This is a genomic window from Streptomyces sp. NPDC016562, assembly GCF_043076955.1.
Classification (GTDB): Bacteria; Actinomycetota; Actinomycetes; order Streptomycetales; family Streptomycetaceae; genus Streptomyces.
In genome coordinates, this window is sequence record NZ_JBIBRZ010000006.1 from 81721 (window position 1) to 97133 (window position 15413).

Sequence of the window (15413 nt, forward strand, 5' to 3'; positions counted from 1 at the left end):
TTCGGTCGGGAACTGACTCGCGGTCAGCTCGCGCTCAAGTGTTTCGAGGTGTGAAGCGGACGGGAAGAGTGCGCAGGCCACGCATGATCAGTCCGCCGCGCCAGCGCAGGTCTTCGGGCGGAACAGCCAGTTCCAGATCGGGCAGACGCGTGAGCAAAGTCGCGAGCGCGGTCTGTCCTTCAAGTCGTGCGAGCGGGGCGCCCACGCAGTAGTGGATTCCGTGCCCGTACCCGAGGTGCTGGTTGTCGGTCCTGGAGAGGTCCAGGGTGTCCGGATCGGCGAACCGCTCGGGGTCCCGGTCGGCGGCCGCGAGGACGACCAGGACCGGATCGCCGACCGCGATCTCCCGGCCGCCGAGGGTCAGCGGCTCGGTGGCGAAACGCCAGGTCGCCAGCTCCACCGGACCGTCGTAGCGCAGCAGTTCCTCGACACCGGTGGCCAGCAGTCCGCTCTCGCCGGCGGCGAGGGAGAGCTGGAGGCGCTCGCGCTGGCCGGGGTTCATGAAGAGGGCGTGGACGCCGTTGCCGATGAGGTTCACGGTCGTCTCGAAGCCGGCGAAGAGCAGGATGAAGGCCATGGCGGTGGCCTCGCCCTCCGTCAGGTGGTCGCCGTGGTCGCTCGCCCGGATCAGGTCGGAGATCAGGTCGTCGCCCAGATCGTCCCTTTTGCGGTGGATGAGCTCGCCGAGGTAGGTGCGCATCTGCTTGACCGACCGGGCGACCCCGCCGCGCGGGCCGCCGCCGTGGCGGATCATCATCCCCGCCCAGTCGCGGAAGTCGTCCTGGTCCTCGCGCGGGACGCCGAGCATCTCGCAGATGGCGTAGATCGGCAGCGGGAAGGCGAACTCGTGGATGAGGTCCGCCTCCCCCTTCCCCGCGAACTGGTCGATCAGGTGGTCGGTGAGCGCCTGCACCCGCGGGGTGAACTCGGCGACCCTGCGCGGCGTGAACGCCTTCGACACCAGCCGCCGCAGCCGGGTGTGGTCCGGCGGGTCGATGTTGAGCAGGTGCGTCATCAGCTCGGCCTTGCGCTCCCCCGGGATCCCGGTCTTGCCCTTGGCGTGCGCGGGCTCCGCGTGGTGCGCCGGATTCTTGCTGAGCCGCTGGTCGGCGAGGGCCTGGCGGGCGTCGGCGTAGCGGGTGACCAGCCAGGCCTCGACCCCGCTGGGGAGCTTGGTGCGGTGCACCGGGGAGTGCTCGCGCAGCCATGCGTAGGCCGGGTACGGGTCGGTCGCGAACTCCCAGTCGAAGAGGGTCGGGCCCTCGGTGGCAGGGGGGTCGGCTGGGGCTGCGGGGGTCTGCTCGTGCACGTGACGACCGTATCCCGGCCTACTCGTCCGGGGAGTCCTCCGGGGTGGGGCCGACTCCCTCGGCCGCCCGGATCGCGTCGCGGTAGGCGCGGGCCGCCGCGCGCAGCGCGGTCTCCGGGTCGACGCCCGCCTCCTCGGCGCGCGCCGCCAGCTCCAGCAGTTCGTACCCGACGCCCTCGCCGCGGGGCAGTTCCACGGCCAGCCCGCCCGCGCGGACGCGGCCCGCGAGCTTGGCCGCGAGCGCGAGACCCGGCTGGCCCACCGGGATGCCGTCGGTGACCGACTCCCGCTGCTTCTCGATCGCCTTGGTGCGCTGCCAGTGCTCGTGCACGTCCTGCGGTGTCTGCGCCTGCGCGTCGCCGAAGACGTGCGGGTGCCGGTGGATGAGCTTCTCCACCAGGGCGCCGGCCACGTCGTCGATGGAGAAGGCGGCGTCCGGGTCCTCGTGCTCCTGGGCGATCCGCGCGTGGAAGACCACCTGGAGCAGGACGTCGCCCAGTTCCTCGCGCAGCTCCTCCCGGCTCCCGTCCTCGATGGCCTCGACGAGCTCGTACGCCTCCTCGATCGCGTACTTGGCCAGGCCCTCGTGGGTCTGCCGCGAGGTCCACGGGCACTCGCGCCGGACCCGGTCCATCACCTGGACCAGGTCGAGCAGGCGGGCGCCCGGCAGGTCGTACGAGCCGGGCAGCAGCTCCAGGGCCGGCATGGAGACCCGGCCCGAGCCGGCCAGCCGGGCCAGCCCGTCGGTGAGCCGCTGGTCGCCCTCGCCGCCGGGGAGCACCACGACGGTGCGCCCGCCCGCGCAGGCCTCGACCAGCGCGTGCGCGTCCGGTGTCTCGTACGCGACCTCGATGCCCGCCTCCCGCAGGTAGGGCAGCTGCGGGTGGCCCGGGTCGGCGCACAGCACGCGGTCCGCGGCGTGCAGGGTCTGCCACGCCGGCCAGGACAGCACGCCGGGGGCGACCCGGTGGCTGGTGGTCAGCAGGACGATACGGCCGGTGGGCTCGGCGGCGGTCGGCTCGGCGGCGGCGGGCTCTGCGGCGGTGGGCTCGGAGTGGTCGGTCACCCTCCGAACCTACCTCCGGCGGCCGGTGTCAGGCTCCGGCGGGGGCCTGCTCGGGACGGGTCCGCTGGGTGACCCAGGGGGTGTCCCCGACGCCCAGCTTGATCTGCTTGGCGTCCCAGGAGCCGTAGCGCGGGTTGATCTCGATGTGCAGCGCCGTGACGGCGGCCCGGGCGGGCTCCTCCAGCTTCCCGTTGCCGTACTTCTCGGACAGCTTGGTCAGCAGCACGCGGTCCCTGAGGAAACGCTCGACCTGGCCGGGGGCCATGGCGCCCTTCTGGAGGAGCAGGGCCTCGAACTGCTCCTGCCCGCCGTTCTCGGTGACGTACGCCGCGCGCTCGTCCTCGATGTCCTTCTCGGTGGCGGTGAGCCCGGCGGTGCGGGCCATCTTGTCGATGATCCGGCTCTGGAGCATCGCGTCGAGCTTCTGCCGCTCCAGGTTGGGGGTGCTCGCGATGAGCTCGGCAGCGCTCTGCCCGGCCCGGTTCTGTGCGGCGCGCACGTCCTTGACCTGCGACTGGAGTGCGGATGTGGTGATCCGTTCGCCGCCGACGACGGCCGCGGTGCCGGGGCGGGCCTCGCCCGAGCAGGCGGAGAGCAGGGGCGCCGCCAGGAGCAGGGCGGTGGAGACGGAGAGCGCAGTGCGACGGTGCAAAGGAGCCTCCAGGGCCGGGAGATTGTGCGTCGGTGCACAAGGGCCGTGCGGTGATCGATGGTATGAGGTCACGGTGATCCGAGCCACTACTTCGCCCAACGATTCCCGGGGTGTTGGGGTGCGCCCCGCGGACGGCCCTGCCTCCCGCGTCGGCAGGCCGCGTCAGCGCACCTGACCGAGCCAGTGCAGGGTCCGGCGTATCTCGGCGGGGAAGGGGTGCGCGGGGCCGTGCAGGCGTTCCGCGTCGAACAGCAGCCGGGCCAGGGTGTCGTGGGCCGCCTGGCGGTCGCCGAGGGAGAGCTGCAGGTGCGCGATCCGGCGGCGGACCTCCAGGGGCAGGCCCGGGTCCGGGTTGGCGTAGTGGTTCTCGAAGAGCGGGAGCAGCGAGCGGTACTCCGCCAGCGCGGCGGCCGGTTCGCCCAGCTGCTCCAGGCACTGGGCCGCGTCGTAGCGCAGCCGCAGCGCCTGGGCGTCGCCGGCCGGGAACTCCTCCGCGAGGCGGCGCAGTTCCGGCAGGGCGCGGCGGTACTGCCCGTCGTCCATGAGCGTGGCCGCGTACTGCTTGCGCAGGGAGCGGACCACCGGGGAGTGCTCCCCGTGCTCGGCGGCCGCCGCCGGGAGGATGCCGCCGAGGATGTCCACGGCCTGGGTGAGCCGGCCCTCGTCCAGGAGCTTGCGGGCCTCGTCGACCGCGCCGGGCACGTCCGGCTTCGGCGGCGTGGGTACGGGCGTCGGCGTCGGCGTCGGTGTGGGCACGAGCGTCGGCGGGACGCTGGGCCGGGGCGGTACGACCGCGGCCCGGTCCGGCCAGGGCGCCTGGGGGCGCAGGAACGGCCGGGTCGGGTCGAGCGCGCCGACCGGGACCGCGCCGCCGCGGGCGGGCAGCAGCGGGGCGAGGGCCTCGTACACCTCCTGCGCGGAGGCGGGCCGGTCCTGCGGGTCCTTGGCGAGCAGGCGCAGCAGGAGCGCCTCCAGCTGCTGCGGGATCTCCGGGCGCAGCGGCCGGACCGGGAGCGGGGGCTCGTACAGGTGGCGGTGCAGCACGCCCAGCGCGGTGGAACCGGCGAAGGGGACGTTCCCGCTGAGGAGTTCGTAGAGCACCACGCCGAGGGCGTACAGGTCGGTGTACGGGCCCACCGCGCCGCCCATGGCCTGCTCGGGTGCCATGTACGCAGGGCTGCCGATGGGCGAGCCGGTGCTGGTGAGGCGGGTGGTGTCCGTGTCCATCACCGAGGCCACGCCGAGGTCCAGGACCAGGACGGTCCCGTCCGGGCGGACCATCACGTTGCGCGGCTTCAGGTCGCGGTGGACGATCGGCACCGCGTGCACGGCCGACAGGACCGAGCACAGCTGCGCCGCGACGGCGACCGCCCAGGGCCAGGGGTAGGGGCCGTGCGCGGCGAGGTGGTCGGCGAGGTCGGAGCCCTCGACGTATCCCATGACGAGGAAGAGCTCGTCGCCGTCGCTGCCCGCGTCGTGCACGGTGACCAGGCCGGGATGGTCGACCTGCGCCGTGACCCGGCACTCGCGCACGAAGCGGCGGCGCAGCTCCTCGGCGACCGTGCCGGGGCCGGCCACCTTGTCGGGGCGCAGCAGCTTGACGGCGACCCGCCGGTCCAGGCGCCGGTCGTAGGCCGTCCAGACCTGGCCCATGCCGCCCTGGCCCAGGATGGTGGCGAGCTGGTAGCGGTCGCCGATGAGCCGGTCGGTCACTGGTGGGGGTCCTGGATCGCGGTGCGGTTCGGGTCCTGGCCGGGGCCGCCGGGCGGCGGGGTCTGCTTGCGCAGCAGTTCGCTGAGCTCGTCGAGCTCGGCGCGCACCTGCCCGATGCGCGGGGCCGGCGCGGTCTGCGGCGGCACCTGCGGCGGGGCGGGGGCCGGGACCGGTGTCGGGGTGGTCGCCTGGGTCGTCGCCTGGGCGGGCGGGTACCCGTAGGCGGGCGCGGGCGGGACGTAGGGGGCGGGCTGTACGGGGTACCAGGGCGCGGCCGCGGCGGCGCGGGCCTCGTGGTGGCGGATGTCGGCGACGAGGAAGTACACGCAGACCGCGAAGCCGGTGATGAGCGTGCCGAAGCCGCCGACATCGCTCTGCCAGCCGGTGACTTCGGCCGTCGGGTCGAGGCCGAACAGCACGAACCAGAAGACGGAGAGGAAGCAGCTGAGGCCCATCAGCACCCAGTCGCGGGGCCTGCGGGTGACCAGCGCGAGCCGCAGCATGGAGCCCCAGGCGAGGAAGCCGCAGCTCAGGATGGGCAGCAGCGTGAACAGCACGCGCAGTACCACCACGCCCCCGGAGGTGGGCCGGGGACCGTGCTGCGGCGGGAGGCCGGGGCCGTGCATCGCTGCTCCTGACAGGCCGTGCGGAAGAGGTTTTCGGGTCTGAGGGTATACAGCGTTTCCGGCCGTGGGTGAGGGGATGGGCGCAACCGTTGCAGGGTCGCAGCACGGCCGTTCGGCCGGGGGGCGGCCTGGCGCCCGACAGGCCGTCGCGGGTGGCCGGATCTTGCGGGACCGGCGCCCGGCGCAGAAGCCGGAGGAGTCCCGCCCGAGTTAAGCGGACCCTCACCTTCCGCTTCATCGGCCGTCCCCTTACCCTTCCCAGCGCCCCCCTTTCCGCTCGCCTCCTCTTCCTGCCCGAAAGAGTCCCCATGCGCACCCTTCGCCGCCTGACCGCCACCACCGCCCTCGCCTGCGCCGCCGGGCTCGGGCTCGCCGGATGCGCCGCATCCGGCCCGTTCCCCGACCTGAGCGGCTCCCAGGTGGCCGACAAGTCCGTGACCGCGCTGCGCGGCGCGTCCTCCCTCACCGTCAGCGGCAAGGTCTGGGACGAGGGCAAGGCCATCCAGCTGAACATGGCGGTCAGCAAGTCCGGCGACTGCAAGGGCACGATCTCCAGCGACGAGGGCTCCTTCGAGCTCATCCGCAACGCCGAGTTCGTGTTCGTCAAGGCCGACGAGCCCTTCTACCGCTCCCAGCTGAAGGACCTGCCCAAGGACCAGGCGGACGCGGCGGTCAAGCAGCTGGCCGGCCACTGGCTGAAGTCCAAGGGCGACGACGAGGACTCCAAGGAGCTCTCCGCCCTGTGCGACCTGGACGAGCTGCTCAAGGAGTTCGACGAGAGCAAGGGCGCCAAGAAGGACGGCGTCACCACCGTCAACGGCCAGGAGGCCCTCACCCTGACCACGAAGACCGCCGACGGCACCGAGACCCTGCTGGTGGCCACCCACGGCGAGCCGTACCTGCTCAAGGCGTCCAACACCGGCCAGGAGCCCGGGGACATCACCTTCAGCGGCTTCGACCAGCCGGTGAAGGCGGACGCCCCGACCGGCCCGGACGTCATCGACGCGGACCAGCTGCGCTGATCCGGGAGGCCGGGTGCCCGCGCGGGCGCCCGGCCTCCACGGTCGTCAGGTCCCCAGGATCGTCAGGACCCCAGGATCGTGGTGAGGAACTCCCCGGTCCAGGCCAGCAGTTCGCGGCCCACCACCGGCTTCCCGCCGATCTTGCCCGCCTTCGGGCGCGGGATCAGCACCTGCCCGGTGGCGGGCTTCAGGACCGCTCCCGGGTAGAGCCGCTTGAGCCGCAGCTCCTGCGACTCGCGCAACTCCACCGGCCCGAAGCGGACGTTGTTGCCCTGGAGGGTGATGTCACCCACCCCGCAGGCACGCGCGAGCATCCGCAGGCCGGCGACCAGCAGCAGGTTCTCCACCGGCTCCGGCAGCTTGCCGTAGCGGTCGGTGAGTTCCTCCCGCACGGCCTTGATGTCGGCCTCGGAGTTGGCGGAGGCGATGGACCGGTACGCCTGGAGGCGCAGCCGCTCGCCCGGCGCGTAGTCGTGCGGGACGTGCGCGTCGACCGGCAGCTCGATCTTCACCTCCAGCGGCGGCTCCTCCTCCACGCCGCCCTCCACGGCGGCCCGGTAATCGGCCACGGCCTCGCCGACCATGCGGATGTAGAGGTCGAAGCCGACGCCCGCGATGTGGCCGGACTGCTCGCCGCCGAGCAGGTTGCCCGCGCCGCGGATCTCCAGGTCCTTCATCGCCACGTACATGCCGGCGCCCATCTCGGTGTGCTGGGCGATCGTGGCGAGCCGCTCGTGCGCGGTCTCGGTGAGCGGCTTCTCCGGCGGGTAGAGGAAGTACGCGTACCCGCGCTCGCGGCCTCGTCCGACGCGGCCCCGCAGCTGGTGCAGCTGCGACAGGCCGAAGTTGTCGCCGCGTTCGACGATCAGGGTGTTGGCGTTGGAGATGTCGATGCCCGACTCGACGATCGTCGTCGACACGAGCACGTCGAACTTCTTCTCCCAGAAGTCGACGACGACCTGCTCCAGGGCCTGCTCGGACATCTGGCCGTGCGCCGTCGCGATCCGCGCCTCGGGCACGATCTCGCGCAGCTTGGCGGCCGCCCGGTCGATGGACTCGACCCGGTTGTGGATGTAGAAGCACTGGCCCTCGCGCAGCAGTTCACGGCGGATGGCCGCGCCGATCTGCTTCTCCTCGTACGGGCCGACGAAGGTCAGGACCGGGTGGCGCTCCTCCGGCGGGGTGGTGATCGTCGACATCTCGCGGATGCCGGTCACCGCCATCTCCAGGGTGCGCGGGATCGGCGTCGCGGACATGGTCAGCACGTCGACGTTGGCGCGCAGCTTCTTCAGCTGCTCCTTGTGCTCGACGCCGAACCGCTGCTCCTCGTCGACGATGACCAGGCCCAGGTCCTTGAAGCGGGTCTCCTGCGAGAACAGCCGGTGGGTGCCGATGACCACGTCCACCGAGCCCTCCCTCAGGCCCTCCAGGGTGGCCTTGGACTCGGTGTCGCTCTGGAAGCGCGACAGCGCCTTCACGTTGACCGGGAACTGGCTGTAGCGCTCGGAGAAGGTCCCGAAGTGCTGCTGCACGAGGAGGGTCGTGGGCACGAGGACGGCGACCTGCTTGCCGTCCTGCACCGCCTTGAAGGCGGCGCGCACGGCGATCTCCGTCTTGCCGTAGCCGACGTCGCCGCAGATCAGCCGGTCCATCGGAACCGACTTCTCCATGTCCTCCTTGACCTCGGCGATCGTGGTGAGCTGGTCGGGCGTCTCCGCGTACGGGAAGGCGTCCTCCAGTTCGCGCTGCCAGGGCGTGTCGGGGCCGAAGGTGTGGCCGGGGGCGGCCATGCGCGCGCTGTAGAGCTTGATGAGGTCGGCTGCGATCTCCTTGACCGCCTTCTTGGCGCGCGCCTTGGTCTTCGTCCAGTCGGCGCCGCCGAGCCGGTGCAGGGTCGGGGCCTCGCCGCCGACGTACTTGGTGACCTGCTCCAGCTGGTCGGTGGGGATGTAGAGCCGGTCGCCGGGCTGCCCGCGCTTGGCCGGCGCGTACTCGACGAGGAGGTACTCGCGGGTGGCGCCCTGCACCGTCCGCTGGACCATCTCGACGTAGCGGCCCACGCCGTGCTGCTCGTGGACGATGTAGTCCCCGGCCTCCAGGGTCAGCGGGTCGATCGTCTTGCGGCGCCGGGTCGGCATCCGGCCGAGGTCCTTGGTGGCGGTGCGCTGCCCGGTCAGGTCGGTCTCGGTCAGTACGGCGATCTTCAGCGCCGGGTCGACGAAGCCGTTGTCGAGGGAGCCGCAGGCGACGTGGACCAGGCTCGGCTCCAGGACGCCGAGCTCCGGCTCCAGCCGGGCCGCGATGCCCTCGCCGCCGAGCACCTCGACGGTGCGGGCGGCCGGGCCGTGGCCCTCGGTGAGGTAGACGGTGCGCCAGCCGTCGGCGATCCAGCCCTTGGTGTCGGCCAGGGCGCGGGCGGTGTCGCCGCGGTAGGCCTCGGGGGCGTGCATGCCGAGCTTCAGGGTGTCCCCGCCCGTCTCCTCGTCGGCGGCGAAGGGGGAGACCGACCACCACATCATGTCCAGCTCGCGGGCCCGGTCGCGGACGTCCGCGATCCCGCGCAGCGAGGCCGCGCCGACGTCGATGGGGGCCTGGCCGCCGCCCGCGGTGGCCGCCCAGGAGGCCATGAGGAACTCCTGGGAGGTGGCGACGAGGTCGGCGGCCCGGGTCCGTACCCGCTCCGGGTCGCAGACGACGGCCATCGCCCCGGCCGGCAGGACGTCGATCAGCAGCTCCATGTCGTCGACCAGGACCGGGGCGAGGGACTCCATGCCCTCTACGGCGATCCCCTCGGCGATCTTGTTCAGCAGCTCGCCGAGCTCCGGGTGCGCCTCGGCGAGGGCCGCGGCCCGCTCCCGTACCTCCTCGGTCAGCAGCAGCTCCCGGCAGGGCGGGGCCCACAGCCCGTGCTCGGCCACTTCCAGCGAGCGCTGGTCGGCGACCTTGAAGTAGCGGATCTCCTCGACCTCGTCGCCCCAGAACTCGATGCGCAGCGGGTGTTCCTCGGTGGGCGGGAACACGTCGAGGATGCCGCCGCGCACGGCGAACTCGCCGCGCTTCTCGACGAGCTCGACGCGCGCGTACGCCGCTGCGGCCAGGGCCTCGGTGATCTCCCCGAGGTCGGCGCTGCCGCCCTGGCGCAGGCTGACCGGGGCGAGCTCCCCGAGCCCCTTGACCTGCGGCTGGAGCACGGACCGGATGGGCGCGACGATCACGCTCACCGGGCCCGCCGCCGGGTCGTCCTTGCTGGGGTGCACGAGCCGGCGCAGGACGGCGAGGCGACGGCCCATCGTGTCGCTGCGCGGGCTGAGCCGTTCGTGCGGCAGCGTCTCCCAGGAGGGGTAGTCCACCACCTCGTCCGGCGGCAGCAGGGAGCGCAGTGCCGCGGCCAGGTCCTCGGCCTCGCGCCCGGTGGCGGTGACCGCGAGCACGGTCCGCCCGGTCTGCCGGGCCAGCGCGGCGACGGCGAAGGGCCGCGCGGCGGCGGGGCCGACCAGGTCCACGTGCATGCGGTTGCCTTCTCCGGCCGCGGTGACCGCCTCGGCGAGGGCGGGGTCCCGGGTGACGGCGTCGAGCAGTCCGTGCAGGCTCATGAAGGGGGGCTTTCCATCCGGTAGGGGCAACGCGAAGGACCCGACACGTCGTACGGGCCGGGGTTTCCCACCCTACGCCCGCCCGTCTCCCGACCGCCTCCCCTTACACAGACGCTGCGCGCCGCCCCACGGGGGAGTGACACCACCGGGCCGGGCCAGTCGCCGCGGGCCGCGTTCCTCCCGCTTTACGATGTTCGGGTCAGGAGCGGCTGAACCGGCCGCGCCGCTTCCACAGGCGTTCACCCCAGCCGGCCCGAGGAGCACGAGTCCGTGACGAGCGATGCGACGGCCCGTGCGGCGCAGGTGACACCGGCTCCCGCGAAGCCGGGGACGGGGCCGGCGCCGGGGCCGGGGCCGGGGCCCGGGTCGCGGCCAGGCCGGTGGGCCGGGCCGTGGGTGGTGGCCGCCGGGCTGTTCCTGGTGTACCTCGCCCTGTCCGTCACTCGCTTCCGGCGGATGGACTGGGCCTCCTGGGACCTGGGGATCTTCGAGCAGGCGATCCGCGCCTACGCCCACCTGCGGGAGCCCGTCGCCGATCTGAAGGGGCCCGGGGCCAACATCCTCGGGGACCACTTCAGCCCGGTCATCGCGCTCGCCGCCCCCGTCTACCGGGTCTTCCCCGGCCCCGTCACCCTACTGGTCGTCCAGGCGGCGCTGTTCGCGCTGTCCGCCGTCCCGGTCACCCGGGCGGCCGGGCGGCTCCTCGGGCGGGCCCGCGGCCTCGCCGTCGGCGTCGCGTACGGGCTGTCCTGGGGCATCCAGCGGGCCGTGGAGTTCGACTTCCACGAGATCGCCTTCGCCATGCCGCTGCTGGCCTTCTCCCTGGAGGCCGTGCTCGCCCGGCGCTGGCGGGCCGCCCTGCTGTGGGGGCTGCCGCTGGTCCTCGTCAAGGAGGACCTCGGCTTCACGCTGGCCGCCCTGGCCGTGGTGGTGGCCTGGCGGGCCCGCACCACCGACCGGCGGGCCGCCTGGACCGCGCTCGCCACCGCCGGCGCGGCCGCCGTCTTCGCCGTACTGGTCTTCACCGTCCTCATACCGGCCTTCGCCCCGGCGGGCTACGGCTACTGGGACAAGATCGACGGCGCCGGTCCGTTCGCGGGCACCGGCACCAAGCTCGCCACCCTGGGCTGGGTGCTCATCCCCACCTCCGGGCTGCTCGCCCTGCGCTCGCCGCTGCTGCTGGTCGCCGCCCCCACCCTCGGCTGGCGGTTCCTCTCCGGGGACGACCACTACTGGTCCACCGACTGGCACTACAGCGCCGTCCTCATGCCGGTGGTGGCCCTCGCCCTCGTCGACGCCGTCGACACCGTCCGGCGCGGCGAGCGGCCGTGGCTGCGCGCGTACGCCCTCCAGCTGCCCACGGCCGTGCTCGCCTCCGCCCTCGCCCTCAGCGCGACCAGCATGCCCAGCGCCAAGCTCGCGCAGGGCAGTACGTACGAGAAGCCCGCGCGGGTCACGGCCATCGAGCGGCTCCTCGACCGGATCCCGGACGGGGCCACCGTGGAGGCGGACACCACCTCGCTGACCCGGCTGACCTCGCGCTGCCGCGTGCTGTGGATCGGGGGCAGCAAGGGCGTGGTCCCCGACTGGATCACCCTGGACAACTCCTCGCGGTGGGCCGGCGAGGACCCGACGGACTACGCCCACCAGCTGCACCCCGGACAGCGGTACACCCTGGTGGGCGAGGCCGCCGGAGTCGTCCTGATGCGGCGGGACGGAGCAGCGGGAGAGAGCGGCGGGACGCCGTAGCCCGTAGGGAGCAAACGGCGGCGCCGGCCCGTGACCCAAGGTCCCGGACCGGCGCCCTCCCCCGAACGACCGCGGCGCGTCTACTCGCTCGCGATCGCGTTCAGTACGTTCATCCGCCCTGCCCGGAAGGCCGGGACCAGCGCGGCGAACAGGCCCACGAAGGCCGAGGCGGCGAACACCCCGAGGATCGTCGGCCACGGGATCTCCAGCACCTTCAGGCCCTGGAGCGCGAGCAGCTGCTGCGCGGTGGCACCCCAGCCCATGCCCAGCCCGAGGCCGAGCAGGGCGCCGAAGAGGGCGATGACCACCGACTCCAGGCGGATCATGCGGCGCAGCTGGCGGCGGGAGAGGCCGATGGCGCGCATCAGGCCGATCTCGCGGGTCCGCTCGACCACCGACAGGGCGAGGGTGTTCACGACGCCCAGGACCGCGACGATGATGGCGAGGCCGAGGAGCCCGTAGACCATGTTCAGCATCTGGCCGACCTGGTCCTTGAGGGTCTTCTTGTAGTCGGCCCGGTTGCGCACGTCGTACTGCGGGTACTCCGCCAGCGACGCCTTGACCGCCTTGTACGCGGCCTCTTGCGACTCCCCGTCCTTCGCGCTGGCCAGCAGCATGAAGGGCAGCGGCAACCGGTCGGCCGGCAGGTTCGCCCGGGCGACCTCGGTGCTGACGAACTTCATGCCCTTGTCGAGGTTGCCCTCGTCGCTGGTGATCGCGGCGACCTTGAGCTTGACGGTCTTGCCTTCGGTGAAGGCGACGGTCATCTCGTCACCGAGCTTGATGCCGTGCTTGGTGGCGTACTGCGAGCCGACCGACATGGAGTCCTTGCCGTACGCCGCCGCGTGCTCGCCGGCGACCATCTTGCGGCGGACGTCCTTGGCGTACGTGGCCTCGGTGGCGCCGAGTTCGTCGGTCTCCGTGGAGCCGTCGGGGGCAGTGATCTTCGCCTCCACCTGCCGGTAGGAGGTGACGTGGTCCAGGCCCGGGACGGCCCGCAGCGCCTGCTCGGCCTGCGGCATGACCGGCTGCGCGGTCTGGGCGCCGACGATGAAGTCCGCGCCGACCGACTGGTCGAGCTCCTCGGTGGCGGAGGCCACCATCGAGGACCCGACGACCGACAGGCAGGCGACCAGCGCGAGGCCGATCATCAGGGCGGCAGCGGTGGCGCCGGTGCGCCGCGGGTTGCGCAGGGCGTTGCGCTCGGCGAGGCGGCCCACCGAACCGAAGGGCCGCAGCACCAGGCCGGAGAGCACCCGCACCACGCCCGCGGCGAGCAGCGGGCCGATCACGATGAAGCCGATGAGCGTGAAGACGATGCCCAGGCCCAGCCACAGCGATCCGGGCGCGGCCTTGTCGGCGGCGGCGGCCAGGTAGAGCCCGGCGCCGCCGATGGCGGTGAGGACCAGGCCGAGGACGGCGCGGATCACGCCGGCCTTCTTGTCGCCGGGGGTGCCGGACTCGCGCAGGGCGGCCATCGGGGAGACCTTGCCGGCCCGGCGGGCCGGGACGAAGGCGGCGACGACGGTGACGACGACGCCGAGGACGACGCCGACGACCGGGGTGGTCCAGGCGATGGTCAGGTCGTCGGTGGACAGGTGCATGCCGAGCTGGCCCATGAGCTTCATCAGGCCGACGGCCAGGCCCACGCCCGCGCCGACGCCCAGGGCCGAGCCGACGACGCCGAGGAGGAAGGCCTCGACGACCACGGACTTCAGGACCTGTCCGCTGTCCGCGCCGATGGCGCGCATCAGGCCGATCTCACGGGTGCGCTGGGCGACCAGCATCGAGAACGTGTTGAAGATCAGGAAGATGCCGACGAGGAAGGCGATCCCGGCGAAGCCGAGCATCACGTACTTCATGACGTTGAGGAAGGAGCCGACCTCCTTGCGGTTGGCGTCCGCGGCTTCCTTGGCGGTCTGGAGCTTGTACGTGTCCGCGCCGACGGCGGTCGCGATGTTCTGCTTGAGCTGCTCGTCGCTCACCCCGTCCTTGGCGGTGACGTTGATGTGCGTGAAGGAGCCGGGGGAGCCGAGCAGCGCCTGCTGGGCGGTGGCGGTGTCGAAGTAGACGATGGCCGCACCCGGGTTGGTCACGGTGAAGGCGGTGATGCCGGTGATCTTGGCGCGGATGTCGCCGGTGACGGCGATCGTGCGCAGCTCGTCACCGATCTTCAGCTGGTGCTTGTCCGCGGTGTCCTTGTCGACCATCACCTCGGTGGGACCGCGCGGCGCGTGGCCCTCGGTGATCTTCATCGACTTGAGCTCGTTGTCGTTCCAGTTGCCCGCGATGGTCGGGGCACCGGTGGTCGAGCCCATGTTCTCGTTCTTGGAGTTGACGACCGTGACGGACAGCGAGATGACGGCGCCCTCGGCGCCCTTGACGCCCTCGGCCTTCTTCACCTGCTCGACGGCCGAGCCGGCCAGCATCTCGGGCTTGCCGCGCTCCGGGTTCTCCTCCGCGTCCTTCGCCGCCTTGGGGCTGACGGTCACATCGGCGCTGGTGACGCCGAACAGCTTCTCGAAGGTGGCGTTCATGGTGTCGGTGAACACCAGCGTGCCGCAGACGAAGGCGACGGAGAGCAGGACGGCGACGGCGGAGAGCGCCATGCGTCCCTTGTGCGCGACGAAGTTGCGCCGCGAGGTCTTCAGGACCATGTTGCTCATGACGTCCGCCCGCGCGCGTCGAAGTCCTTCATGCGGTCGAGGACCTGCTCGGCGGAGGGTCCGTACATCTCGTCGACGATGCGGCCGTCGGCGAGGAAGATGACGCGGTCCGCGTAGGAGGCGGCGACCGGGTCGTGGGTGACCATGACGATGGTCTGGCCGAGCTCGTCCACCGAGCGGCGCAGGAAGCCCAGTACCTCCGCGCCCGCCCGGGAGTCCAGGTTTCCGGTCGGCTCGTCGCCGAAGATGATCTGCGGGCGGGCGGCGAGGGCGCGGGCGACCGCCACGCGCTGCTGCTGGCCGCCGGAGAGCTCGGTCGGGCGGTGCTTGAGGCGGCCGGCGAGGCCGACGGTCTCGACGACCCGGTTGAGCCACTCCGCGTCGGGCTTGCGGCCCGCGATGTCCATGGGGAGCGTGATGTTCTCCAGCGCGTTCAGCGTGGGCAGCAGGTTGAAGGCCTGGAAGATGAAGCCGATCCGGTCGCGGCGCAGCTGGGTGAGCTTCTTGTCCTTCAGCCCGGTGATCTCGGTGTCGTCCAGGTGGATGTGGCCGCTGGTCACCGTGTCGAGGCCGGCGAGGCAGTGCATCAGCGTGGACTTGCCGGAGCCGGAGGGGCCCATGATCGCGGTGAACTGGCCGCGCATGATGTCCACGTCCACGTCGTCGAGGGCGACGACGCGCGTCTCACCCGAGCCGTAGGCCTTGACGAGCTTCCGCGCCCGGGCCGCGACGGCTGCATGCCCTCCAGTACCCCCGTGCCTGGTTTCGGTCATAGCCGTTGTCACGGTGTTTCCCCTCGTTCGGTTGCGTGCGATTGCCCGCGGCGTCTCAGCGAAAGTCTCCGGCGGGAGGGGGGTCCGGCGCGCTGGTGCCCATCGCCGTATCCGTCCGGGGGTTATCCCCACCCCCGAGCTCCCCCCGCTCATATGAACCAGTTAAAGACGTACCGGCTCCGTCCTCATCCTCCGCCGGGAGGAACAGCCCCTGGCCCCTTGTGTGGAGGGACCCCTAGGGGTT

10 protein-coding genes are annotated in these 15413 nt (G+C 72.3%); 2 read left to right on the forward strand and 8 right to left on the reverse strand.

The window, feature by feature from the left end; translation table 11 throughout:
- Window positions 1–34: 34 nt before the first annotated feature.
- The 5 genes from ACF059_RS23995 to ACF059_RS24015 all read right to left on the reverse strand — a co-directional run bounded on the left by ACF059_RS23995 (window position 35) and on the right by ACF059_RS24015 (window position 5366).
- Entirely contained in the window at window positions 35–1309 is a 1275-nt protein-coding gene (locus ACF059_RS23995; protein ID WP_392060501.1) for a cytochrome P450, read from the reverse strand.
- A 19-nt stretch (window positions 1310–1328) separates the two neighbouring features.
- Window positions 1329–2375 carry a nucleoside triphosphate pyrophosphohydrolase gene (locus ACF059_RS24000; RefSeq protein WP_392060504.1) on the reverse strand — a complete coding sequence of 349 codons (1047 nt, stop codon included), beginning with the start codon at window positions 2373–2375 and terminating at the stop codon, window positions 1329–1331.
- A gap of 28 nt (window positions 2376–2403) precedes the next feature.
- Complete coding sequence (locus tag ACF059_RS24005) at window positions 2404–3027, reverse strand: SurA N-terminal domain-containing protein (protein ID WP_392060507.1); 624 nt, start codon at window positions 3025–3027, stop codon at window positions 2404–2406.
- A gap of 162 nt (window positions 3028–3189) precedes the next feature.
- Window positions 3190–4680 carry a protein kinase gene (locus tag ACF059_RS24010; protein ID WP_392061197.1) on the reverse strand — a complete coding sequence of 497 codons (1491 nt, stop codon included), beginning with the start codon at window positions 4678–4680 and terminating at the stop codon, window positions 3190–3192.
- Between the two features lie 56 nt (window positions 4681–4736).
- Complete coding sequence (locus ACF059_RS24015; RefSeq protein ID WP_392060510.1) at window positions 4737–5366, reverse strand: hypothetical protein; 630 nt, start codon at window positions 5364–5366, stop codon at window positions 4737–4739.
- 308 nt (window positions 5367–5674) lie between these two features.
- Between ACF059_RS24015 and ACF059_RS24020 the strand changes: the two genes are divergently transcribed.
- Window positions 5675–6388 carry a hypothetical protein gene (locus ACF059_RS24020; protein ID WP_392060513.1) on the forward strand — a complete coding sequence of 238 codons (714 nt, stop codon included), beginning with the start codon at window positions 5675–5677 and terminating at the stop codon, window positions 6386–6388.
- A 62-nt stretch (window positions 6389–6450) separates the two neighbouring features.
- Here ACF059_RS24020 and mfd read toward each other — a convergent pair whose 3' ends face one another.
- Window positions 6451–9981 carry a transcription-repair coupling factor gene (gene mfd, locus ACF059_RS24025; protein WP_392060517.1) on the reverse strand — a complete coding sequence of 1177 codons (3531 nt, stop codon included), beginning with the start codon at window positions 9979–9981 and terminating at the stop codon, window positions 6451–6453.
- A gap of 456 nt (window positions 9982–10437) precedes the next feature.
- On the opposite strand from mfd, the gene ACF059_RS24030 reads away from it, so the two are divergent.
- The gene (locus ACF059_RS24030) at window positions 10438–11730 is read left to right on the forward strand and encodes a DUF2079 domain-containing protein (protein ID WP_392061200.1); all 1293 of its coding nucleotides are present in this window, start codon (window positions 10438–10440) and stop codon (window positions 11728–11730) included.
- Window positions 11731–11810: 80 nt separating this feature from the next.
- On the opposite strand, the gene ACF059_RS24035 is transcribed toward ACF059_RS24030, so the two are convergent.
- A complete protein-coding gene (locus tag ACF059_RS24035) occupies window positions 11811–14396 on the reverse strand; it encodes an ABC transporter permease (protein ID WP_392060520.1) in 2586 nt (861 codons plus the stop codon).
- Entirely contained in the window at window positions 14393–15169 is a 777-nt protein-coding gene (locus tag ACF059_RS24040) for an ABC transporter ATP-binding protein (protein ID WP_392060522.1), read from the reverse strand. The genes ACF059_RS24035 and ACF059_RS24040 overlap by 4 nt, the downstream gene beginning before the upstream one ends.
- Window positions 15170–15413: the final 244 nt, after the last annotated feature.